This window comes from Rhodovulum visakhapatnamense (genome assembly GCF_004365965.1).
GTDB classification, from domain to species: Bacteria; Pseudomonadota; Alphaproteobacteria; order Rhodobacterales; family Rhodobacteraceae; genus Rhodovulum; species Rhodovulum visakhapatnamense.
The window spans coordinates 45,223-67,223 of the sequence record NZ_SOEB01000022.1 but is presented as its reverse complement, the minus strand read 5'-3'; the positions used below and the strand labels follow the sequence as shown (position 1 = coordinate 67,223).

Here is a 22,001-nt window from a genome sequence, read left to right as displayed (position 1 = left end):
GCTCAGGTGGTCCAGATGGCGGCGACGATGGTGGGTGCCGCGGCGATGCCCGCGATCGCGACCACGACCCAAAGTGCCTGACGGAAATCGAGGATGCCGAAGAGCCAGGAGAGGAACACGCCGATCAGCGCGAGCGTGCCGATCACGATGCCCAAAGGACCGGTGATCGCATCGACGATGCCCTGCAGCAGCGTCTGCACGGGCGAGAGGTCGATGCTTTGCGCAAGCGCCGGTCCTGCCAGCACGATGAGGGCCATCGCGCCGAGCGCGACAAGGGAAGATTTGGACGTCACGACAGGTCTCCTCTCAGCCGCTGGAACACGGCTGTCACACGGGCCACATGGCCTTGGGTTTCTCGAAAGGGGGGAATGCCGCCATGGCGGGTGACCGCATGGGGACCGGCATTGTAGGCCGCAAGCGCCAGCGCGGGATCGCCGAACTGCTCGAGCATCATCAAAAGGTAACGCGCCGAGCCGTCGAGGTTCTGGGCGATGTCATGGGGATCGACGCCGAGATCGCGCGCGGTATCGGGCATCAGCTGGCCGAGTCCGATGGCCCCGACCGGGCTGCGCGCACCGGGATTGTAGGCGCTCTCGACCTCGATATTGGCGCGGTAGAAAAGCGCCCAATCGGTGACCGACAGGCCCGCCTGACGTAGAGCGTCATGGCTGCCGTAACGCAGCGCCGTGGTCTCGATGGCGTGGAGGATTTCGGGGGCGGCGCGGATGGCGCGCGGGGCAATCGCTGCGGCAGCCGTTACATCGCTCAGGGGATCATCATCCCCATGGGACTGCGGTGCGGCAAAGAGAAAGAGACGATCTGGAAGGGGCCCAGTCTGGGCATCGTCTTCGCCGGTGAACGAACGCAGAGTGCTCGTGGACTCGGCCGTGTCGATCAGTCGACCATCGGGACTGACCTGGAAGATGAAACCGTCGGCAAGGGCCAAGGGTGCGGAACAAACACCTGTACCCAGTGCAACGACGAGCGCAAACGCGCGGTCAGTTGTCCTTGACCAGAACCGGGCCAGTCCGCGGCTCAGGCGTGCGCCCGGGGGCTGCGTGGCGTTCGCGGGCACCCTCGACGAGCGGGATGCTGGCAGTCGTGCAGCCCATGTCGGCAAGAAAGCTGACAAGGCCGACGATGGTCTTGAAATCGCGCAGCTTGAGAACGCTGCGGCTGGTGACGAGCATCTTGTCGTCCCCTCCATCCGGGGCAACCGCCCGGATGACCCAGGCGCCGTACCAGCTGTTATGGCGCTTCTCGGCGCCTTCCTTGCAGACCACCTCGATGAGATAGCCTTGGGCCAAGAGGCCGCGCAGCCCGTCTTCTGTAACCACATTCGGTGCTTCTTCTATCATGGCCTTCCCTTGGGTCCTTCTTCTGCCTGGGTGCAGTCTCGGGCCCACGGGGTCGCAACACCGCGGGCGATACAAGACAACATGAGCGATAGCAAGACAATTAAAACGACTTGACACAGATTGCCTTGCTCCAATAACGGTGATAGCTGACAAAATCGTGATCTTAAAGGCGGAAAAGGAGTTTTGCCCTGCACATGTCCTGTGCGTGCAACATCCCCCTCGCGCTGCTGATCACCGTCCTTGTGGTGAGTGGCCCGGCCTATGCCTGCATCCCGCCCGAACGGCCGTTCCTGCCCGCGTCCCGAGAAGACATGCGCACCTATGCGGACCTGATCCGGGGGGATTTCGAAGCCTACATCGCCGATGTGCAGGAGTATTTCCGTTGCATCGACGAGGAACGCGCGCGGGCCTTTGTTGAGGCCAGGGAAGTGAGCGAGGACTACGGGCGGTTCATCGAGGCTGTCGAGTAGCCCCCGTTCCGCTGGCACGGGCCGCCCTTGATCCTGTGCCGATGATACAGTGATGATTTTGTTGGAGCATGTTCGGCCTGGATCGCGTCCAAGGCCTCCACGCATCGGTTGCCTGTGCGGCAGCGATGCGGTTCAATCAGGGTTCGTCTCCGGCCAATTTACCGAAAGGATTTACGCCCCGCGTCTTTGCGTTTCTGGCAACGTATCCGTCTTGCGCCCGGGGTGACGCTGAACCTCTCGAAATCGACGGCATCTCTATCGTTTGGACCGCGCGGTGCCAAATACACCGTCAGCCCCCGGGGGAACCGAACCACACTCGGCCTTCCGGGCACAGGCCTCTTCTACACCATCCAGGATCGCAAGGGCGCGCGTGCAGCCACCTCAACGCGGGACAAACTGTCCCTCGGGTTTTTCCGAAGGCTCGTGACCCCACCCGAGGAAAAGGCCTTCATAGACGGGCTGTGTGCGCTCAACGATGGTGATGAGGATGCGGCATTGTCCCAGCTGGAAGCCGCAAGCGATCTGCCCGACGCGGCCTGGATGGCCGGCATGATGCGTTTGAAGCAGGAGGCATTTGCGCAGGCGCGCGGGCATCTACAAAGCGCGCTTGCGGCGGGCGACAGGCTCGGCGCGCTGTTCGCAAAATATGACCTCTCGCCGCAAAGTACCCTGCCGATCGCCAAAGGCATCTTTGCTCATATCTCCCCCACCGAGCGCGGCACACGGCTTGCGTTGGTGGAGCTGTGCGAGGCGCGCGGAGACGCCGAAGGCGCGGCGCAGCATCTCGAGCGGCTGATGGTCATAGCGCCGGAGGACCCCATCGTACTCTTGTCCTTCGTCCAGATCGCACTCGACACCCCCCACGATCACGACCTTCTGGACCGGGTGATCGCCCTGACCGCCGCCACCCAGAACGACACGCCGATCGACACAGGCATTCTGCTCTACCGTGCTCGGGCGCTCGCCGCCCGCGGCCTGCCCGACGCCGCCATCGATGTGCTGACCCGCGCTGGCCGACGTCGCAAGGACCGCCCCGATCGTCTCTTCCATCAGATCCGTCACGACCGCGCCGAGCTTTACGCACGCGTGGGTCGCAAGGCCCAGGCACGGCGTGAGTTCGAGAAGCTCTATGCGGAAGCACCGGAGTTCGATGGGTTGGCTGAGAGACTGGGATTGAGGTGAAGCGTTCGACGCAATGGGCGGAGAGCGGACTTTCGCTGCGTCATCGAACTACGACACGACAAAGAGCCGAAGCGGACTTTCGCCACGACGGGCGCAAGCGTACGGGGTGCGCAACAGGGCGGCATTTTTACGCTTGGTTGAGCTTTCAGCTGTCTTGGCTGGCAGCCGCTGTGTCGTTCGAAGAAAGCGGCATGGCAATGTGGCCGAATAGTTGCGAGCGAACGGAGCACAGAGCGAAGATACTCGTATGCGCCAGCCAGCGAATTGCCGAGGCGCGGGCGCTTAGCTTGCGGCGCTCAATGACCGGCGAAAGACCAACAAGCTGCAAAGCAGGAACACCACGCCCATACCGGCGATGCGCAAGAGGTCGGGCCAGACCACGTCCAACCCGGCACCACGGAAAACGACGGCCTGCGAAAAGGACATGTAGTGGCGCGACGGCAGTAGGGCGGTGAAGGGTTGCAATATCTCGGGCTGGCTTTCGACCGGGCTGATGCCGCCGGACAGCAGCATCATCGGGATCACCACCAGCAATACCAGCAGCGCGAATTGCGCCATGCTGCGCGCCACCGTGCCCAGCAGGATGCCGATGGCACTGGCCGCGAACAGGTAGAGCGTCGCGCCCAGCATCAACACCCAGCGGGACCCGGCCACCGGCACGTTCAGCCAGCCCTCGACCACCACGCTCATCGAAAGGCCAAAGGCCACCAGCACGATCAGCCCGTTGGCCCAGATCTTGGCCAGCGCGATCTCGACCGCGTGCAGGGGCATGACCATCAGGTGTTCGATCGTGCCATGCTCGCGCTCGCGCACCAGCGCCGCACCGGTCAGCATGATGATGATGATGTTCAGGAAATCGAGGATGCCGGTCAGCGCGTTGAACCAGCTCATCGTGCCATTGGGGTTGAAGGCGCGGTGAATCTCGTTGCCGATGGCCAGATCGGTCTCGGCGTCGGCGCGCGACAGGTAGCGCGTGACCTCGTCATTCACGATGTTCTGGATATAGGCATCGCCCAGCCCGGCCTGCATCACCGCCGTGGCGTCGATATCAAGCTGGATCTCGGGCTGATGACCTCGGCGCAGATCGGCCTCGAACCCATTGGGGATGCTGATGACGAACAGGTAGGCACCGGCATCCAGCGCGGCATCGACCATGCCCGCCTCGATCTGCTCGGGCGGCTGGAAGTAGGGCGGGTAGAAGGCGTTGGCGATCTGCCGCGACAGGCTGGAGTTGTCTTCGTCAACGATGGCGATCGAGGCGTGGTTGACGTTTTCCGGCAGGGCGGTGGCCTGCATGTAGACCATGCCTGTAAAGGTGAACAGGATCAGCCCCACCATCATCGTATCGCTCAGCACGGCGCGCAGTTCCTTGGTGCCCAGCCAGAAGATGTGTTTCAACGCGCCCATGGCCTAACGCTCCTGCTTGCGCAGCAACAGCAGCGCGGGGATCAGGAAGACCGGGATGAACGCGGCCAGCGCCAGCATGTCGGGCAGCAGTTGCACGAAGCTCAGCCCCTTGGTGTAGGCGCCCACGGACAGGTGCATGAAATAGCTGGCGGGCCAGACCTCGCCGATCAAGCGGCCGATCCCGTCGAGGGTCGAGATCGGCTGGATCATCCCCGAGAATTGCACCGTGGGCATCATCGACAGGATGGCGGCGGCGAAAATAGCGGCGACCTGCGTGCGCGTCGCGCTGGAGATCAGCAACCCGTAGGACGTGACGGCCCCGCCATACAGCAGCGAGCCGACCACCAGCGCCGCAAGGCTGCCCTCGAAGGCGACCCCCAGCCCAAGGCTGACGACCAGCAGCAGGGTGACGCCGTTCACCAAAGTGATCGCGACATAGGGCAGTTGCTTGCCCACCAGAAACTCGACCCGGCTGGTGGGGGTGACGTAGAAATTGGTGATGGTCCCGATTTCCTTTTCGCGCGCTACGGACAGCGCCATCAGGATCGCGGGGAACATCATCAGCAGGATCGCGGGCACCGCCGGGCCGATGGCGCGGATGCTTTCAAAGGCGGGGTTGTAGCGATAGCGGTTTTCGATGTTGAACGTTGCCAGCTCGTCGGGGTCATAGCCTGCGCGGCGATAGGCATCTTCGAGGGCGGCGTAGTGGGCGGCCTCGACATAGGCCTCGATCGTGCCGGCGCGCGTCGTGTTGGCCCCGTCCAGCCAGGTCGAGACGCTGACCTCGTGGTCCTGTTGCAGGTCGCGGCCAAAGCCCGGCGGGATCTCGATCGCGACGGTCAGATCGCCCGCGCTCATGCGGGTGATCATCTCGTCTCGGGTCAGGATCTCGGGCTGTTCGAGAAAGGTGTTCGAGCTGTAGAAGGCCTGTAGATACTGGCGGCTGGCCGGGGTCTGGTCCTGATCCAGCGCGGCGATGGTGATATCCTCGATATCCATCGAGATCCCCAGCGCGATGACGATGGTCAGAAAGACCGAGCCGAAGAACGCAAAGGCCAGCCGGATCGGGTCGCGCATCAATTCGCGCCATTCGCGCAGGGCGATGGCCGACAGGCGCGTGATGCTGAACCGCGCCGGGCGTACAGGCGCATCGGCGTGTGGCGCGGCGGGCGACGGCGGCGGCGCAAGGTCTGGCGCGGTGCCGGTGTTGCCCGCGGCGATGGCGCCCTCGATCTGCTGCACGAACGCCTCTTCCAACGTGCCCGAGGGGCTGTTGGCCGCGATTTCATCGGGGGTTCCGACGACCATGACCTGACCCGCATGCATCAATGAGATGCGGTCGCAGCGCATCGCCTCGTTCATGAAATGAGTCGAGATGAAGATCGTCACGCCGTCCCCCCGCGACAGTTCGACCAGCAGATCCCAGAATTCGTCGCGCGCCACCGGGTCGACGCCCGAGGTCGGCTCGTCGAGGATCAGAACCTCGGGGTCGTGCAGCACCGCGACCGCCAGCGACAAGCGCTGACGCAGACCAAGCGGCAAGGTGCCCGCCCGCGCCGCCATGTAGGGGCCAAGGTCGAACCGCGCCGACAGCGTGTCGATGCGGGCCGCCGCATGATCGGACGGCAATTCGAACAGGCGCGCATGCAGGTCGAGGTTCTGGCGCACGGTCAATTCGCCATACAGCGAAAACGCCTGGCTCATGAAGCCGACGCGCTTGCGCGCCGACAGATCGCTGGCATCCACCGGCTTGCCGAACAGATCGGCCTCGCCCTCGGTAATGGGCAACAGGCCGGTGAGCATCTTCATCGTCGTGGTCTTGCCGCAGCCGTTCGAGCCGAGAAAGCCGAAGATCTCGCCAGGGCGGATGTCGAAACTGACATCCGAAACGGCCGTGAAATCGCCGAACCGCTTGGTGAGGCCGCGCGCCGCGATGGCCGGGGCTGCGCCGTCATCGCGTAGGGGCGGGATCTGCAAGGTGGTGCCGTCGCCGCGCTTGTCCTCGGGCAGCAGTTGCACGAAGGCGCGTTCGATATCGGGCGCGCCGGTGCTGGCCTTCAACTCGCCCGGGCTGCCGGTGGCCAGAACGCGGCCGGCATCCATCGCCACCAGCCAGTCAAAGCGCTCGGCCTCGTCCATATAGGCGGTCGAGACCAGCACCGACATGCCGGGCCGGTCGGCGCGGATGGTGTCGATCAGATCCCAGAACTGCCGCCGCGACAGCGGATCGACCCCGGTTGTCGGCTCGTCCAGGATCAACAGGTCGGGATCATGCAGAAGCGAGCAGCACAGGCCCAGCTTCTGCTTCATCCCGCCAGAAAGTTTTCCGGCAGGGCGATCCATGAACGGGTGCAGCCCGGTGGCCCGCGTCAGCCGATCCGCGCGCGCCTGCCGCGCCGCGCGATCCAGCCCGAACAGCGTGCCGAAAAAGGCCAGATTCTCGGCCACCGACAGCGCGTGATAGAGGTTTTTCCCCAACCCCTGCGGCATGTAGGCGATGCGCGGCCCGGCAAGGCGGCGATGGCGCGCGTCGCGCATGTCGCCGCCCAGCACCTGCAATTGCCCTTGCTGCATCACCCGCGCGCCCGCGATCAGGTCAAGCAGCGTGGATTTCCCCACCCCGTCCGGCCCCAGCAGGCCGACCATGCGGCCTGTCGGAACCTGCAACGACACGTCAGACAAAGCTAAGGTCTCGCCGTAGCTTTGGGTCAGCCCCTGCGCGATGACGATGGGTTGGCCCGACATGGCACGCCCCTCAGTTCAGTGGCAGGGGCAGATTGGACAAATCGGCAAGCTGCAACTCTGCGGGCCAGTCGGACGGGGCCTGCCCCGGTTCGGGGGCAAGACGCACATAGGCCACGCCGCGAATGCCGGTGCGCACGTAGTCGATATAGGCCTCGACCAGTTCCTGCGGCACGCGGGCACGGACCCGGAACACGAGGTTCTGACGCTCGTCCGCCGTTTCGACCGTGCGCGGCGTGAATTGCGATACGGGCGAGACAAAGGTGACGATGGCCGGCACCACGGCATCCACGACGTCGAGCTTGATGCGCGCCTCATCCCCGATGGCAAGGCGGTGCGCCTGCGTCGCGGGCAGGTAGAATTCAAGGTAGACTTCGCTCAGATCCACCATGGTCATCACCCGCGCGCCCGCGCTGATGATCTCGCCCGGCTCGACCAGACGATACAGGATGCGCCCGACCGTGGGGGCGGTCAGCTCGGTATCCTCGAGATTGGCCGCGATCTGATCTGCGGCAGCGCGCGCGGCGTCAACCGCGCGCTCATGGGCCAGAAGGGCGGCGCGCGCGGCCTCAAGATTGGCCTCGGCCACGGCGACATTGGTGCTGAGCGTGTCGAGATTCGATTGCGGCGAGGTGCCCCGTGCGACAAGGGCACGGCTGCGCTCCTCCTCCTCCTGGGCGAGGGCCAGCAGTGCCTCCATCTGGCCGATCTGCGCCTGGGCGGCGGCGCGCTCAGCCTCGGCGGCGGCGATCTGCGCCTTGGCCTGGGCCAGTTGGGCCTCGATGATCTTGGCATCGACCGTCGAGACGACCTGACCCGGCGTGACCATGTCCCCCTCGCGCACGGATACCGTCTCGATCCGTCCGGCGACCATGGACGAGATATCGACCTGCACGGCCTCGATCTGGCCGTTGCCGTAGGCGATATCGACCGGCAACACGTCATCCTGCGACTGTGTCCAGAGGATGTAGCCGCCTGCGGCCAGAAAAATGGCAACAGCGGTGAGGCCGATTTGCAGACGCATCGTGACATTCCTTCGATAGCTCCAGCATCGGACCGAACCCGATGTAAACCGTTTAGTTCACTGCGCAAAATATCCAAGCTGCATCGATGAAAACCCGCTATGAGGTCAGGTCAAATCCCGCGTTTGGTTGCCCGATTGCGCATTGCATGTGCTCGACAGCTTACCTCCATGCGATGGCCACATGAGAGATCCTGATGGTTCGCATTCAGGTCTGGATGCAGACCGTGCCGTCACTGGCTACCTGTTTCGGGCACCTGTCAAAGTTGCCAAGGCGCTGGTGTCAGCCTCGCCAGCAGAAAATCCATGAAGACCCGTACCTTGGGCGTCAATACGTTGGATCGAGGATAGATCAGCCACAGAACCGAAGCATCGTCGAGCCGCCAGTCCTGCAATACATGCACCAGCCGCCCGGCTTGGATCTCATGCGCGATGCTCCATAGCGAGTTGATCGACAGCCCGCCGCCCGAAAGCGTCGCGATGCGTTGTGCCGTTCCGTCGTCGAGGATTGTTCGGCAGGTCATGCGCGCCGGGTCGAGCGTGAAGCGGCGGCTCCCCGCGACCAGATCCCGAGGGGCGGCGCTGCGCCACGACAGCAGGTCGTGGCCATCCAGGTCCTGCGGCTCTTTCGGCGTGCCGCGCCGCGCGAGGTACTCGGGCGCGGCGCAAAGCACACGTGTGTCATCCCCCAGCTTCCGGCCGCGCAGGCTAATGTCCTGCAAGGGGGCGCTACGCAGGGCGAGGTCAAAGCTGCCTTCGATCAGGTCCATCCGGGTATCGGACAGGCGCAGATCCAGCGTGATGTCGGGGTATTCCGCATGAAAGGCGGGCAAAAGCCGCATGATGTGCAGTTGGGCAAAACTACTCGGCGCGGCGAAACGCAGCGTGCCCGTGGGGCGTTCCGCATTCAGGCCAAGCGCGGCGCGAGCGGCCTCTGACTGCGCGAGGATCTCGCGTGCGTAGGGCAGAAAGGCCGCGCCCTCCTCCTGCAGGGCCTGTAATTGGCTGAAGTAAGCCTGCCCCGGCATCTCATGGGATTGTGCCTCAAGGCGCCCCCTCGTTTCCCGTTCCAAATTCTCGAAGCGGCTGCGGCGCTCACCACCCGCGCCATCGTCGCCTGAGCCGGCCGCCTCGCGGACCGCGGGGAGATCCTTGTCGCGCCCTGCGGCTTTTCCTCCCCCGAACATCTTCCTGAAAATGCCGAACACCATGCCCCAACCTGCCTGATCTAAATGCGGCGATAGGGGCACCCTTCACTCCGCGTGTCAATCTTCTGCTCTCAATGAGGGAGAGCGCAGAAATTCTTTCAATATTCATTTCGGCACGCTTTTTTCCCGCCACGAATTACATTGGCTAGGTTGCATGGTTTCACGCCCATCCACCTGCGTTTGCCTGTCGGCTAGTTCTACGTCCGGAATAGGGGCATGAAGCTGACTCATGCTTGGAAATGGCCTTGTAATCGCTTTGGGATGGCTCCGGACCTTTGCTGCACATAGCTCGAATGTCCGGAGAGGGCCGATCTCCCCCCCTACCCCCCCCCGGCCCTTACCGCCTCTCGTCAAGCACCCCCAGTTCCTCCCACATCCAGCGGAAATCGTACCCGGCCATTGGCGTGCCCTCGGCCTTCGCGCTGCGGTTTTCGATGTATTTCAGCCACTCCACGACCTTCTTGCGTCCCGCGGTGCTTCGGACAGCCTGGCGCGGGGTCTTGTCGCCGAGGGCGGGGATCGGTTGGTCGAGCGTGTCGCGGTAGTGCCGGTCGAAATGCGCCTGCATGATCTGGCGGGTGATCTTGGGCGGGATCTCGTCCGGCTCCTCGAGCGGCCCGCCTCGGGCATCGTGGTCGCGCATGGCCTGGTCCACCGTCTGGATCGTGGTCAGCGGAGGCCGCAGCAGATCGCCCAGAGCCGCCGTGATCAGGGCCGCCCCGCGCTCGCGCTCCGCGGAATTCACCTCCAGGATCAGAGCCTTGCCCTTCAGGTGGAGTGCACCGTGTACATTGCCGCCGTCAGAGAACGTCCCGAGGGCCAGCCCCTTTCCCTTCGCAACACCCTTCGCCGGGGCGAGCCAGTTCCAGGCTTTCGGGCCGTCGGGCGACAGGTCGGCCAGCCCGTCCAGCGCGGCGCCAACCTGGGCCTGCACCACGCCCGCCTTGAAGGGAAAGCGAAGCTCGTGGAACTCCAGGTCCTCGCCATCCGTGTTCGTCAGGTGCGGCATCTGCGGGTCGAGCAAGCGGGGCAGATGGGTGAAGAGCCACGCGCTGCTGAAGAGCGGCGCCGCGGACCTTAGCTGCTCAACGCTCAGCCGCGGCGTTTCGGTCTTGCGCAGCCGCAGCGCATCCTGCAGCCCGTCGAACAGAAGCTCCACCGCATCCGCCGAAAAGGGCAACAGGCCGCCCGAGACCAGGTGGTGATCGCGGACCGGCACCACGCGGACGGCGACCCGGTCCCATTGCTTCAGCGACCGCGTCGCGCTTTTTTCCCGCACGGTCACGGGATCCGCCCCGGTCAGCAGGTCGCGCAGCACCATGCTGGTGCCGGGGACCACCTCGGTCACCTCGTGCAGGCTGACATGGGCGTCGCGGAGGCCCTCGATATAGGCGCGGTTCAGCACCTTCTCCGTCCAGCCCCGCCGCTTGAGGTAGGTTTCGGCGATGTTCTGCCCGTCGGGGTGCCAGCGGCGGGACAGGAAATCCTCGAAGGCGCAGCCCCAGAGGGTCCAGGGTGCCTGGTCCCCGAGGATGTCGGCCAGGTCTTCGAAGTCGAGGTCGAACTCCTCCAGCGCCGGCAGGAAATGCTCGTCCACGACCCCGGCCAGCCGCTCGGCCCAGGCCTCGTCGCGATGGGCGAAATCGATGATCCCGCCGAGGTCATGCCCCTGTTTCACCGGTGTCCTCCCCTCGGAGCCGCTGCCCTATCCGTAGGACGACCCGTTGAGCCGGGCAAGCCCGTGGCGGAACGGCGCGGAAGAACCGCGCGGTATGGCGACCGATCAAAGGTGGACACGGCCCGAACAGGTGGGAGTCCGTCCGTGCCGCTCGACCGCGAACGGTGCGCGGCAATCCCGCGCGGCATCCGACGTCGGCAAGGCCGAGAACACCGAATCCTGCACCATGCCCGAGCGGCCGCAATGCGCGGTCACCTGATCGATGGAACCCTTTGTTTTGATCATTTAGGGCTGTGATACCCTCACAACCCGGAGATCGTCCGTGCCAAGCGACTCGACACTTGTTTTCTACCTGATGGGCCTGGCCGCAATCATGATGGCGTCGAACCGGGTGCGCTATGACCTGATCGCGCTCTTCGTGCTTGTGACCCTAGCGCTTTCGGGAATTCTCAGTCCGGCCGAGGCTGTTGCGGGGTTCGGGGCGACCATCATCATCATGGTTGCAGGATTGTTCGTCGTCGGCGAGATGCTGGAGCGGACCGGCGTCGCCCGCACGGTAGGCGACCAGATCCTGAGATACGGCCGGGGCCGGGAAGTGCGGCTGATGGTGCCGCTTTGCGTTGGCGCCGCGGTGTTGGGGTCGGTGATGTCCTCGACGGCGGTGGTGGCGATCTTTATCCCCATCGTCCTGCGCATCGCCCGCGACTCGGGCATCAACGCCGCCCGTCTGCTGTTGCCGATGGCGTTCGGCGCCCTCATTTCCGGCATGCTGACGCTGATCGGCACGCCCGGCAACCTGGCGGTTTCCGACGCGCTGCGCGATGCCACCGGCCAGCCGCTTGGCTTTTTCAGCTTCAGCATCATCGGTGTTACCATTCTGGCCCTCACGGTGCTGTTCTTTGTCTTTGTCGGCCGTCACATGCTTGGCCCGCTGACGGCCAACGGTGCCGACCAGCCACGGCGCAGCGACCGATCCCTTGCCGAAATGTTCCGCATTCATGGCCTGGACCGGGCCGAGGTCATGCGGATCGAGAAAAGCTTTGCCGGCAGCGCCGCGCGTGACCTGACCGTCGCCGCGCCACGGATCCTGTCGCGTTGGCGCCGCGGCCCGCGCGGTACCCCGCATGTGACGCTGTTCTCGATCGGAATGGAGTTGCAGCGTGATGACCTGGTTGTCGTGACTGGCAGCGAGGCCGACCTTGCCCGGTTTGCCCAGACGCCCGGTGTCGCGCCGGCCGGTTCGTTCTACGACGACATGAACAGATGGATCGACACGCTCGGGGTCATGGAGGTGATGATCCACCCCGAGGCCGGTATCCGGGGTTCAACCCTGGCCGATCTGGCGTTCCGCGAAAGTTACGGGCTCGAGGTGCTGGATATCCTGCGCGACGCCAGGCCGGTGTCCGACCTCCAGACGACCCCCTTGCGCGGAAGTGACCGGCTGCTGGTCGCCGGCCCGTGGTCAAAGCTGGACGGGATCAATGCCGCCACCCGCGACTTCGTCATTCTCGAAGAGCCGGCCGAGCGGGCGCGGTCGGTGCCGAATTCAAGCAAACTGTGGATCGCGCTCATCATCCTGTTCGGCATGATCGCGGTTTCGATCGGGGGGCTTTCGATCACGATCGCGGTGATCCTGGCGGCGATTGCGGCCGTGATGAGCGGCACCATCTCTACCAGCCAAGCCTATCGATCGATCCGTCTGGATACGCTGGTGGTGATCGCGGGCATGCTGCCGCTTTCCACGGCGCTGGACAAGACCGGCGGCGCCGACATGATCGTGACCGCGCTGTTGCAGATGGCGGGCGACGACAGTCCGCGGGCGGTCATGATGGCGCTGTTCTTCCTGACGATGTCCCTGAGCTGGATCCTCTCGAACACCGCGACGCTGGTGCTGGTGGGGCCGATTGCGGTAAACGCCGCGCTGTCGATGGGGGTCTCGCCGGTGCCGATGGCCATCGCGGTGCTGATCGCGGGATCGGCGGGCTTTGCCTCGCCTGTCTCGTCACCGGTGGTGACTCTGGTGGTCAGTCCGGGCAGTTACAGGTTTGCCGACTTTCTGAAGGTCGGCGTGCCGCTGACGCTCGGCATCGCGACCATTGCGTATTTCATCATACCCGTCGTCTTTCCGTTCTGACGGCAGAGCTATGCCCGATTATGGGTGACGCGGCCTGATCAGGCGGCGCGTGTTTCGGTGTGAACGCGGCGACGCCGTCGGTGAATGTGACGCCCTCGATGACCTGTTGCGCATTCCGGAGCATCCGGTCGGTCATTCCGACGACATCCGGTCAGCTGTTCCGGGGTATCCGGTCACCGCGAGACGACGCCGCTGGGCGTGGGTTTTTGATGTCGTTTCCGGTCGGGCCGGTCAAGGGTTTCGGTTCTGGCGATACGGGAGCCGCGCGCGGCGCCGTGCGCGCCCCATGACGCTGGCGCGGCGGCGCGCGCGGCGGTGATCGGGGCCTGCGTCATGTTTCGTTCTTCCGCATCGAGGGCCCGTCGAGGGGAAGCCGGTGGGCGTTGTGAACCAGCCGGTCGAGGATGGCGTCGGCAAAGGTCGGCTCGCCGACGCCCTCGTCCCATGCTTCGACGGGCAACTGGCTGGTGATGACAATCGAGCCGTTTTTGTAGCGGTCCTCGACGATTTCCATCAGGTCGCGCCGGTTTTGTGCCGTCAGCCGGTCGGGACCCCAGTCATCCAGGATCAGAAGGTCGGTGCGGACGAGTTGGCGGAACAGGCGCGGAAACCGGCCGTCGCCATGGGCGAGCTCGAGATCGGCGAAGAGACGCGGCAAGCGGTGATAGAGGACGCTGCGCCCGTCGCGGGCGGCCTTCTGGCCGAGGGCGCAGGAAAGCCAGGTTTTCCCGACCCCGCACGGTCCCGTGACGATCAGATTCTGCCGCTGCGCGATCCAGTCTCCCTCGGCCAGCTGGCGGAAGAGGTCGCGGTCGAGCTTGCGCGGGGTGCGGAAGTCGACATCCTCGATGGCGGCCCCGGCCTGGCGCAGCTTCGCGGCGCGCATCCGGCTCTGGTAGCGCTTGTTGGCGCGATTGGCGGCCTCGCGGTCGATCAGCAGGCCCAGCCATTCGGCATGGCTGAGATCGGCGGCGCCGTCCTGCTTCTGCAGTTCGATGAATGCCTCGGCCATGCCGTCGAGCTTGAGCGCCCGCAGCCGGTCGAGGGTTGGATGGTCAAGCATGATGTCTCCTCTCACTGGAAATATCCGGAGCCGCGGATGTTGGGATGGGTGATCACCGGCCCCTCCGCGGGCGTTTCGGGCCGTTGGCGATGCAGGTTGTTCTGCAGGATCGATTTGACCGAGCTGTAGCTCTGCCCGCCGATCTCGTGGGCGCGCAGGCAGGCGGCTTCGAGGGCATCGCGGCCATGGGGCTTGGCGAGGCTGACGATCCCGAGGCAGGCCCGGTAGCCCTGTTCGGGATGCGGTTTCGTTCTCAGGATCAGCTCCACCAGGGCAGCGGTGTTGGGGCCGATCTGTTCGGCCCGGCGGCTGATCTCGGCGGGCGTCATGCCGGCATAGCGGCGATGGCTCGCGGGCATATGCGCGGCCACGGTGGTATGCTTGCGGTTGCCCGAGGTCCGGACATGGGAGGCAACCCGCTGGCCTTCATGAAAAATCTCGACGGTCCGGGCGGCAATCCGGACCCAGAGGGTCTTCTTCAGAAGCGTATGCGGGACCGAGTAGTAATGCTTCTCGACCTCGACATGGTAATCGAGCCCGGCGCGCCGTTCGAGCCAGTCGGCATAGTCGTAGGGGCTGTCGGGCAGCGGTTTCAGCGCCGGCTTGTCCAGTTGGTCGAACAGGGCCTGGCGGCTGGCACCGAGATGGCGGGTTACCTTGCCGTTCAGGCCGGGCAGCAGATCGCGGATCGCGGCATTGAGTTCGGATAGCGAGAAGAACCGCCGCTTGCGCAGCCGCGCGATGATCCAGCGCTGGACCAGCAGCACGCCGACCTCGACCTTCGCCTTGTCGCGCGGCTTGTACGGGCGCGCGGGCAGGATCGCCGTGCCGTAATGCGCCGCCATCTCGGCATAGGTGCGATTGATCTGCGGCTCGTGAAAGCAGGCCTTCGTTACGCCGGCCTTGAGATTGTCCGACGCGATCTGGTCGGGTACGCCGCCGAAGAAGGCCAGCATCCGGACATGGGCGCCGATCCAGTCCGGCAGGCTCTGCGTCCAGCTCGCCTCGACAAAGGTGTAGTTCGACGTCCCCAGCACGCCGACGAGAATCTGCGCCGCGCGCACCTCGCCGGTCTCGCCATCGACAATCTCCAAGGTGTCACCGGCATAATCGACGAAGACACGCTCGCCCGCGACGTGGTGCTGGCGCATGGTGGGCGACAGCCGACCTTCCCAGCGGCGGTAAAGCTCGCAAAACCGGCTGTAGCCGTAGCCATCGTCCGGATGGGCGGCGCGGTATTCCTCCCAGACCAACGACAGGGTGACCCCTCTCTGCCGCATCTGGACATGCACCGCCGGCCAGTCCGGTTGCGCCAGCCCGCGCCGCGTCGCCTCCCCGAACGGATGAAACAGCCGGCGCTCGAGCGCGGCCTCGTCGATCCCGTCGGGCAGCGGCCAGGACATCCCGGCCATCTGCGCACGTTTGAGATACTCGCTGACCGTCGACTGGCCCACATTCAGGCTCACGGCAATCTTCCGCGTCGACAGCCCGGCGGCCTTCAGGCGAAGGGCTTCTGCAATCTTGCGCATCGGCAATCGTCTCATTCTAGGGCTTCCCTGCTCGTCCTCGAAGACGGCAAGGCTACCCCGCTGCACGATCGCCCAGCAGCGCATCTCTCGGCCGGATGCCGGGGTGACCGGATACCCCGGAATCCGTGACCGGATCAGATCGGAATTACTGACCGGATGTTATCGGAATCGCTGACCGGATGAGCCCGGAACGCGCACGAAGCCCACGATCTTCACGGCAACACGCTGAATGGCCTGAAACGGCTGATGGATCTCGCCGATGCCGGGGGCGGCACCCTGTCCGTGGTGCTGATCGGCCATCCGCGTCTGCAGAACGATCTGAAGCGTGCCACCATGGAGGAGATCGGCCACCGCACCACCCGGATCGAGACCGAAGGCCTCGGCACGGATACCGCGCCCTTCATCGACTGGGTGCTGAAGCAATGCCTGGCCGACGGGACAAAGGTGGATGACGTGATTGCACCCGAGGCCCGCGCCTTCCTGGCCGAGAAGCTGAACACGCCGCTGCAGATCGCCGAGCATCTGAACCGCGCCTTTGCCGACACCTTCCGCATGGGCGCCGGCCAAGTCACCGCCGAAATCGTGCGGGACACAATCTCGGCCGGCTTCGACGATCTCGACGCCCGTCTCGCCCGGATCGGCTATTCTCCGAAAGCGCTGGCCGAGCAGTTCGACCTCAGCCAGGCCGAAACCCGGCGCTTCCTCAAGGGCAAGCTCGATACCGACCGGACCTCTGAAATCAGCGATCTCATGCGTCAGGCCGGGCTGCCTATCTGAGCACCCCCCGATAGTCGCAAATAATTCGGTCGGAAAACGGCCGATGTTTGCAGTCCGGGCCACGGATGCTTGCAGTCCGCTACACCTAAGCCATGCGGTTCTCGCTTTGGTGCTCCTGCGAGGCCCGTCGAAGGAGACACCTATTGCGCCTGCGGAAACTGATCACGGGCCAAGGCCGGCGCGGCAAGTCGACCCCGCAGTTTGCCGCACACATTCGATTTGCGCTGACGTTGCAAGAGGACCGGGAAGAACAGGCGGACTCCGCTCATTTGCCAAAGGCGCGAGAGCACTTCCGGACAAATAGGGAGGCTGACATCCAGCAAAGGAGTCAGCCTGGAACCTTGCCGATCGTCACGAAGGGCAGACACTCTGCGGGGAACGGCGGAATGTATACCTCAAGCGAAGTCCGGCGCTTGAGAGAAGACCCTTTAGCTCTCACAATTGGTCTATTCGCCGGATTTGGCCTTGAGTTCCAGTTTCCACAAGCTAAGCGCCTTCAGCATGTGATCGGCCCTTTCTCCGAACTCGCCTGCCAGCAAGGTCTTTGCCTCTTCCGAACGGCCCGTGGTGGCGAGGGTGAGGACCCGACCGGCGTTCGCATGGAACGAGGCGTGAATCGCGTCGATGGTCTTCCATGCCTCCGTTGCCCTGACTTCCGGGCCGACAGCATCCCCGTTGAACCAACGTCCGAAATCGCAGCTCTTGTCGCATGCCGCCTTTTCCGGCGTGATATCGGACTGTCCGTTGGAAATCGCCCCCATAAGATGGCCTTTCCAACTGAGATGTTTGTGCTGCGCGTTCGAGATCTCGGACAGCATCGCGCGTTCCTTGTCCATCGATGTCACTCCACGAATGCCCTTCATTTGTCGCTCATGAACCGGTGGCCTGAAATTCACGCCACATCTTGTCGATGATGTGGGAGGCGCGACCGACACCGAAGGCGATGACATTGTCCCTGTCGCCCAGCCCGTTTCTCAAAGTGAAGCGCGCAATCATTTGCTCCAGTTGCTCGGTTTGCTGACGAAGTGTGGCGGCTGCCGCCGTTGCCTCCTCGACCATCGCAGCGTTTTGCTGGGTGACCTGGTCGAGCTGGGTGACGCCCAGATTGATTTCGTTCAGGCCGATGGATTGCTCCTGCGAACCGAGGGCGATTTCGCTTACGAGGCTCGAGATCTGGCCCACGCGGTCCACGATACCGGTCAACGCTTCGCCTGTCCGGTGGACGAGATCCACGCCGCCGTCTACATGTGCTGAGCTGGCGTCGATTATATCCTTTATTTCCTTGGCCGCCTCCGCGGACCTTTGGGCCAGTGCGCGGACCTCGGACGCGACAACTGCGAATCCGCGTCCTGCCTCGCCCGCACGGGCAGCCTCAACGCCTGCGTTGAGTGCCAAGAGGTTTGTCTGAAACGCGATATCGTCGATCACACCGATGATCTGTACGATCCCACCCGAAGACCGCTTGATTTCCGACATGGCGTTCACGGCCTGCTTTACCACCGCACCGCTGTGTTCGGCATCGGTGCGGGCCTCTTTCACGACCCTTTCCACCTGTGCGGCGCTTTCGGCAGCCGAACGCACGCTTGTCGTCATTTCATCAAGCGCGGCGGCGGTCTCCTCAAGCGTTGCGGCCTGGTTCTCCGTCCGGCGGGATAGATCGTCGGACGAGGCGCTGATTTCGTCAGCACGGCTGTGAATATCGACACCGTTACGCGCGACCGAGCCGATCAAATCGTTCAGCGTGTCGATGGTCGCATTGTAGTCTTGGCGCAGGTCTTCGAATTCGCCCGGAAACCGGGTATCGAGCGTACGGCTGAGGTCGCCTTCGGCAAGGCCTCTGAGTCCGCTCGCGAGGCTGTTCACGACAAAATGCTGTTCGGCCCAGCGGTCATATCGGTCGATTTCGGACTGCCGTTCCTTCTCTTCCATCTCCTCGCGTTCGATGGAGGTCGTTCGCAGGATGCTGAGCGAATCCCTGATCCGCGCGATCTCACCACTGGCGAGCCTCAACGTCGTGGTTGGTTCGTTTACGCCGCGCGCGAGGTTTTCCGCGCTTCGCGCCAGGCGCGAAAGTGGATGGAAAACGATAAGGAGCATCAGGGTCAGAATGGCCAGGAAGGTGCCTGCGATCAGAGTCAGCATCTCACGGTCGCGGGCGATCAGTTCGGCGGCAACGCTTGGGTCAAGGGACGCCGTCTGGTATCTTACGGCCTCCGACATGACACCGTCGGCATAAAACAGCATGCCAAGCATGAGAGGAACGGCCGTTCCCGCCATGACAACGGAAAGCGGCAGACGCATCCCGGCAAAAAAATTCCTGTTGTCCGAGAGCATAGGTATCCTTTCCGTTGCGCGAGTTGTGACGGCTGCACGTGCGACCATTGAGGTGGAGAAGTTACCATTCTATTCACGCAGGCAGTGTGAAATGTGACGGATGCGGGGTATTATGCGGGCGCGGGTTGCGGTCGCACAGGCGAACCGACGCCGTTAAGCGCCGCTTAGGCTCGAGACTCGTTAATTTTCAAAGCCAGAAGATGACAGTTGCGGCGAGGGCTACGGCGGACAGAAAGACCTTCGGGCACCTGTCGTAACGGGTTGCAACACGGCGCCAGTCCTTGAGCTTGCCGAACATGATCTCGATACGGTTGCGCCGCTTGTAGCGGCGCTTGTCGTATTTGACGGGCTTGCCTCGGGACTTCCGGCCCGGGATGCAGGGCTTGATCCCCTTGTCCTGCAAGGCTTCACGATACCAGTCGGCGTCATAGCCACGATCGGCCAACAGCCATTCGGCCTCGGGCAGGCTGCTCAGGAGGGCCGCCGCACCTGTGTAGTCGCTGACCTGGCCGGCTGTCATGAAGAGCTTGATCGGGCGGCCGTTCGCGTCCGTGACGGCATGCAACTTTGTGTTCATGCCACCCTTCGTCCGCCCGATCAGCCTGCCACGCCCCCCTTTTTCAACCGCAGGCTCGAAGCGGTGCGGTGTGCCTTGAGATAGGTGGCGTCGATCATCACCGTCTTCCGGTCGGCGGCCTCGGACGCAAGCCCCTCCATCATCCGGGCGAAAACGCCCATGTCGCTCCAGCGCTTCCATCGGTTGTAGAGGGTCTTCGGTGGGCCATACTCCGGCGGCGCATCGGACCAACGCAAGCCATTGCGATTGATGAAAATTATCCCGCTCAAGACCCGTCGATCATCGACCCTCGGCTTGCCATGGCTCTTTGGAAAGAACGGCCGTAGCCGCGCCATCTGCTCGTCGGTCAGCCAGAAAAGATTTCTCATCATGCCCCCATCAGTTCGGGAGCGTGAATCACGTCGGCAAGGTGGTCGCAAGAAAATTAATGGGTCCTGAGCCTAACGCCCATCAGGTACCGACCGGACGGTCAGTAACCACCAGTGGTCACCCATGTCCAAGAACTCAGACAGGATCTCCGAGATCGCCACTGCGCAGATGAAGCATCTGAAGTGGAAAGCGAACCTGACATCCGCGATCGTGCAGGGTCGATCGGACATCACACCCGAGAAAGCCGCTTGCGACAAGAGCTGCGAGTTCGGAAAATGGTTTCACGGCCCGGCTTTCGGCGAGGATGACAAGAGCTCAGCCGCGTGGAAAGCTCTCGACGAGGCACATGCCTCGTTTCACGCGACAGCCTCCAGGGTGCTCTCGCTTGCCATTTCCGGAGAGAGCGAGGATGCCAAGGCGCTCTTGACCGGTGAGTTTGCCACGCAGGCAGAGAACGTGCTCAAGGCACTCAGCCTTTGGAAACTCGAGATGAAGGTCTTGGAAAAAGACACCCGCTAAAGCGTCCGACCTTTAACCTGAGACATATCCGGCAGCCCTGAAGGTCGTGTCGCGAATGCTGTGGAAATTCCCTGGCGGCATGCTCCGGGCATGTGAAGGTTCGTGTTCTCAGGCGGCGAGGTCAAGGGGCATCGGCTCGAGGGGTTGAGAGAGGGTCTCCCAGCCGTCGACCTTGCGCATCCGGATCTGGCCGGAGGCCAGCAGCGCCCAGAGCAGCATCGGCACGGTTTCGGCGCAGGGCAGCACGGTCTGGGTCTTGATCCGGCGGCGGAATTCCCCGTTCAGGCGCTCGATGGCGTTGGTGGTCCGGGCTGATTTCCATTGCGACGGATCGAGGCGAGTGAAGGTGAAGAGCCAGTCGCGGGCTTCTTCGAGGCTGTCAGCAACCGCGCGACACTTGAGCCGCCACTTGCGCAGGAAAGCCTTTCGGCGCGTCTCGATCCCGGCGGCGGTGTCGGCGTAGATCATGTCGCGGTAGTCCTCGGTCAGCTCGTCGTGCATGTGCTTGGGGGCATGCGCCAGGAGGTTGCGGTGCTTGTGAACCGTGCAGCGCTGGATCGGCAGGTCCTCGCCCCACAGTCCCACGAGCGCGGCCTCCAGTCCCGGGGCGCCGTCGACGATCACGAAGTCGGGCCGCTTCAGGCCGCGTGCATCGAGGTCATCCAGGAACTGGCGCCAGGCGGCCGTGCTCTCGCCACCCATATTTCTGATGGAAAGCAGTACCTTCTGGCCATCGCGGCGTACGCCGATGGCAGCCAGCACCGAGATGTTCGTGGCCTTCTTATCGATCCGGGTCTTGATCACGGTGCCGTCGAGGATCAGACGGACGATGTCCTCGTCGGGCAGGTCACGCAGGTCGGCAACGCGATCCGCGCGCACATGGCGGAGTTCGGGATCGTGACGGCGAAGGGGTCGAAGCGGGTCGCGAGCCTGGCGGAGGAGTTGCATAACGTGCCCGAGGCGGCTCGCCTTCCGCTTCAGGCGCTGTTCGATCAACTCGCGGAGACGCAGGCACGGATCGACCAACTGACCGACGAGATCGAGGAGGTACACCGGAAGAACGAGGTGAGCCGGCGTTTGGTATCGATCCCCGGCGTCGGCGTGCTGACCGCAACCGCGATTGCAGCGACGACACCGGATGTCAGCAACTTTGGCTCGGCGAGGGATTATGCCGCCTGGCTGGGCCTCACGCCAAAGCAGCACTCGACCGGCGGGAAGCCACGAAGCGGCGGGATCTCAAAGATGGGCAATCGATACATCCGGCGCCTGCTGTATCTTGGCGCCATGGCGCAGATCATGGTCCGGCGCAGGAGCCGCCACCCGGGAACGGACTGGCTGTCGCGGAAGCTCGCGACCAAGGAAACAAGGGTCTTCGCGATCGCCTTGGCGAACCGCATGGCCCGGACGATCTACGCGCTTCTGCGTGACGGGACGAGTTACAAGCCGCGAGTCGAGGTCATGCACGGCTGAGAGCGGATCGAAGGAATGGTAAGGCGCAACGTGAGGTGATGGCGAACTGACGGAAACGGCGAACGGGAACACCCCGATGAATCCGAAGCGCCGCCGAGCGCGTTCGATTGAGTGGGAGCCTTCAGCCGACGCGGAAATTCATCATGGCGCGCAGCAAAGTCGC

The 22,001-nt window shown here is 63.9% G+C and carries 18 protein-coding genes and 3 pseudogenes; 7 read left to right on the top strand and 14 right to left on the bottom strand.

Annotation, left to right across the window (positions count from 1 at the left end; all coding sequences use genetic code 11):
• Positions 1 to 2: 2 nt before the first annotated feature.
• From EV657_RS16805 to EV657_RS16795, 3 genes are all read right to left on the bottom strand, one after another.
• Positions 3 to 293 (bottom strand): TrbC/VirB2 family protein, encoded by a 291-nt coding sequence (locus EV657_RS16805; protein ID WP_072244820.1) that lies wholly within the window; start codon positions 291 to 293, stop codon positions 3 to 5.
• Positions 290 to 868: a lytic transglycosylase domain-containing protein gene (locus tag EV657_RS16800; RefSeq protein WP_425057265.1), complete on the bottom strand. Its 579-nt coding sequence runs from the start codon at positions 866 to 868 to the stop codon at positions 290 to 292. The genes EV657_RS16805 and EV657_RS16800 overlap by 4 nt, the downstream gene beginning before the upstream one ends.
• A 130-nt stretch (positions 869 to 998) precedes the next feature.
• Complete coding sequence (locus EV657_RS16795) at positions 999 to 1,358, bottom strand: hypothetical protein (RefSeq protein ID WP_134078970.1); 360 nt, start codon at positions 1,356 to 1,358, stop codon at positions 999 to 1,001.
• A 194-nt stretch (positions 1,359 to 1,552) separates the two neighbouring features.
• Here EV657_RS16795 and EV657_RS16790 point away from each other — a divergent pair, with 194 nt between their 5' ends.
• The 3 genes and pseudogenes from EV657_RS16790 to EV657_RS16785 all read left to right on the top strand — a co-directional run bounded on the left by EV657_RS16790 (position 1,553) and on the right by EV657_RS16785 (position 3,010).
• Positions 1,553 to 1,828 (top strand): hypothetical protein, encoded by a 276-nt coding sequence (locus EV657_RS16790; RefSeq protein WP_134078968.1) that lies wholly within the window; start codon positions 1,553 to 1,555, stop codon positions 1,826 to 1,828.
• Positions 1,829 to 1,942: 114 nt separating this feature from the next.
• Positions 1,943 to 2,164, top strand: a pseudogene (locus EV657_RS22750) (DUF4236 domain-containing protein); the annotation flags it as partial.
• Positions 2,165 to 2,251: 87 nt separating this feature from the next.
• Entirely contained in the window at positions 2,252 to 3,010 is a 759-nt protein-coding gene (locus EV657_RS16785; protein WP_243837696.1) for a tetratricopeptide repeat protein, read from the top strand.
• 282 nt (positions 3,011 to 3,292) lie between these two features.
• Here the strand turns inward: EV657_RS16785 and EV657_RS16780 are convergent, their stop codons facing one another.
• The 5 genes from EV657_RS16780 to EV657_RS16760 form a co-directional block, all read right to left on the bottom strand.
• Positions 3,293 to 4,417 carry an ABC transporter permease gene (locus EV657_RS16780; protein WP_134078965.1) on the bottom strand — a complete coding sequence of 375 codons (1,125 nt, stop codon included), beginning with the start codon at positions 4,415 to 4,417 and terminating at the stop codon, positions 3,293 to 3,295.
• A 3-nt stretch (positions 4,418 to 4,420) separates the two neighbouring features.
• On the bottom strand, positions 4,421 to 7,162 hold the full coding sequence (gene rbbA, locus EV657_RS16775; protein ID WP_134078964.1) for a ribosome-associated ATPase/putative transporter RbbA: 2,742 nt from the start codon (positions 7,160 to 7,162) through the stop codon (positions 4,421 to 4,423).
• Between the two features lie 10 nt (positions 7,163 to 7,172).
• Positions 7,173 to 8,183: an HlyD family secretion protein gene (locus EV657_RS16770; protein WP_134078962.1), complete on the bottom strand. Its 1,011-nt coding sequence runs from the start codon at positions 8,181 to 8,183 to the stop codon at positions 7,173 to 7,175.
• Positions 8,184 to 8,440: 257 nt separating this feature from the next.
• Complete coding sequence (locus EV657_RS16765) at positions 8,441 to 9,391, bottom strand: substrate binding domain-containing protein (RefSeq protein ID WP_243837694.1); 951 nt, start codon at positions 9,389 to 9,391, stop codon at positions 8,441 to 8,443.
• A gap of 334 nt (positions 9,392 to 9,725) precedes the next feature.
• Positions 9,726 to 11,066, bottom strand: coding sequence for a DUF7986 domain-containing protein (locus tag EV657_RS16760; RefSeq protein WP_134078961.1), 1,341 nt, complete (start codon positions 11,064 to 11,066; stop codon positions 9,726 to 9,728).
• Positions 11,067 to 11,421: 355 nt separating this feature from the next.
• Between EV657_RS16760 and EV657_RS16755 the strand changes: the two genes are divergently transcribed.
• Positions 11,422 to 13,200: an SLC13 family permease gene (locus tag EV657_RS16755; RefSeq protein ID WP_166673727.1), complete on the top strand. Its 1,779-nt coding sequence runs from the start codon at positions 11,422 to 11,424 to the stop codon at positions 13,198 to 13,200.
• 331 nt (positions 13,201 to 13,531) lie between these two features.
• On the opposite strand, the gene istB is transcribed toward EV657_RS16755, so the two are convergent.
• Together istB and istA are read right to left on the bottom strand one after the other, a co-directional pair.
• Complete coding sequence (istB, locus tag EV657_RS16750) at positions 13,532 to 14,263, bottom strand: IS21-like element helper ATPase IstB (RefSeq protein ID WP_134078958.1); 732 nt, start codon at positions 14,261 to 14,263, stop codon at positions 13,532 to 13,534.
• Positions 14,264 to 14,274: 11 nt separating this feature from the next.
• Positions 14,275 to 15,807 carry an IS21 family transposase gene (gene istA / locus EV657_RS16745; RefSeq protein ID WP_134078956.1) on the bottom strand — a complete coding sequence of 511 codons (1,533 nt, stop codon included), beginning with the start codon at positions 15,805 to 15,807 and terminating at the stop codon, positions 14,275 to 14,277.
• A 231-nt stretch (positions 15,808 to 16,038) separates the two neighbouring features.
• Between istA and EV657_RS16740 the strand changes: the two genes are divergently transcribed.
• Positions 16,039 to 16,569, top strand: a complete 531-nt coding sequence (locus EV657_RS16740) for a hypothetical protein (protein ID WP_134078955.1) — start codon at positions 16,039 to 16,041, stop codon at positions 16,567 to 16,569.
• A gap of 446 nt (positions 16,570 to 17,015) precedes the next feature.
• On the opposite strand, the gene EV657_RS16735 is transcribed toward EV657_RS16740, so the two are convergent.
• The 3 genes from EV657_RS16735 to EV657_RS16725 form a co-directional block, all read right to left on the bottom strand.
• A complete protein-coding gene (locus EV657_RS16735) occupies positions 17,016 to 17,405 on the bottom strand; it encodes a CZB domain-containing protein (RefSeq protein WP_166673726.1) in 390 nt (129 codons plus the stop codon).
• 34 nt (positions 17,406 to 17,439) lie between these two features.
• Entirely contained in the window at positions 17,440 to 18,903 is a 1,464-nt protein-coding gene (locus EV657_RS16730; RefSeq protein WP_243837693.1) for a methyl-accepting chemotaxis protein, read from the bottom strand.
• A gap of 187 nt (positions 18,904 to 19,090) precedes the next feature.
• Positions 19,091 to 19,848 (bottom strand): IS5 family transposase gene (locus EV657_RS16725; protein WP_134078949.1). Its coding sequence is split into 2 segments (ribosomal slippage): positions 19,091 to 19,527 and positions 19,527 to 19,848, totalling 759 coding nucleotides; the frame shifts between segments, so codons are not numbered across the junction.
• A 124-nt stretch (positions 19,849 to 19,972) separates the two neighbouring features.
• Here EV657_RS16725 and EV657_RS16720 point away from each other — a divergent pair.
• Entirely contained in the window at positions 19,973 to 20,368 is a 396-nt protein-coding gene (locus EV657_RS16720; protein WP_134078948.1) for a CZB domain-containing protein, read from the top strand.
• A gap of 108 nt (positions 20,369 to 20,476) precedes the next feature.
• Here EV657_RS16720 and EV657_RS16715 read toward each other — a convergent pair.
• A pseudogene (locus tag EV657_RS16715) lies at positions 20,477 to 21,220 on the bottom strand (IS256 family transposase); the annotation flags it as partial.
• Between EV657_RS16715 and EV657_RS16710 the strand changes: the two are divergent.
• Positions 21,179 to 21,838: pseudogene (locus tag EV657_RS16710) on the top strand (IS110 family RNA-guided transposase); the annotation flags it as partial. The pseudogenes EV657_RS16715 and EV657_RS16710 sit on opposite strands and share 42 nt — an antisense overlap.
• Positions 21,839 to 22,001 lie beyond the last annotated feature (163 nt).

Excerpts from the sequence above, each read along its gene's own strand:
- EV657_RS16795 (WP_134078970.1), bottom strand. The coding sequence starts at position 1,358 with ATGATAGAAGAAGCACCGAATGTGGTTACAGAAGACGGGCTGCGCGGC.
- EV657_RS16790 (WP_134078968.1), top strand. The coding sequence starts at position 1,553 with ATGTCCTGTGCGTGCAACATCCCCCTCGCGCTGCTGATCACCGTCCTT.
- EV657_RS16780 (WP_134078965.1), bottom strand. The coding sequence starts at position 4,417 with ATGGGCGCGTTGAAACACATCTTCTGGCTGGGCACCAAGGAACTGCGC.
- rbbA (WP_134078964.1), bottom strand. The coding sequence starts at position 7,162 with ATGTCGGGCCAACCCATCGTCATCGCGCAGGGGCTGACCCAAAGCTAC.
- EV657_RS16770 (WP_134078962.1), bottom strand. The coding sequence starts at position 8,183 with ATGCGTCTGCAAATCGGCCTCACCGCTGTTGCCATTTTTCTGGCCGCA.
- EV657_RS16765 (WP_243837694.1), bottom strand. The coding sequence starts at position 9,391 with ATGGTGTTCGGCATTTTCAGGAAGATGTTCGGGGGAGGAAAAGCCGCA.
- EV657_RS16755 (WP_166673727.1), top strand. The coding sequence starts at position 11,422 with ATGGGCCTGGCCGCAATCATGATGGCGTCGAACCGGGTGCGCTATGAC.
- istB (WP_134078958.1), bottom strand. The coding sequence starts at position 14,263 with ATGCTTGACCATCCAACCCTCGACCGGCTGCGGGCGCTCAAGCTCGAC.
- istA (WP_134078956.1), bottom strand. The coding sequence starts at position 15,807 with ATGAGACGATTGCCGATGCGCAAGATTGCAGAAGCCCTTCGCCTGAAG.
- EV657_RS16740 (WP_134078955.1), top strand. The coding sequence starts at position 16,039 with ATGGATCTCGCCGATGCCGGGGGCGGCACCCTGTCCGTGGTGCTGATC.
- EV657_RS16735 (WP_166673726.1), bottom strand. The coding sequence starts at position 17,405 with ATGGACAAGGAACGCGCGATGCTGTCCGAGATCTCGAACGCGCAGCAC.
- EV657_RS16730 (WP_243837693.1), bottom strand. The coding sequence starts at position 18,903 with ATGCTCTCGGACAACAGGAATTTTTTTGCCGGGATGCGTCTGCCGCTT.
- EV657_RS16720 (WP_134078948.1), top strand. The coding sequence starts at position 19,973 with ATGTCCAAGAACTCAGACAGGATCTCCGAGATCGCCACTGCGCAGATG.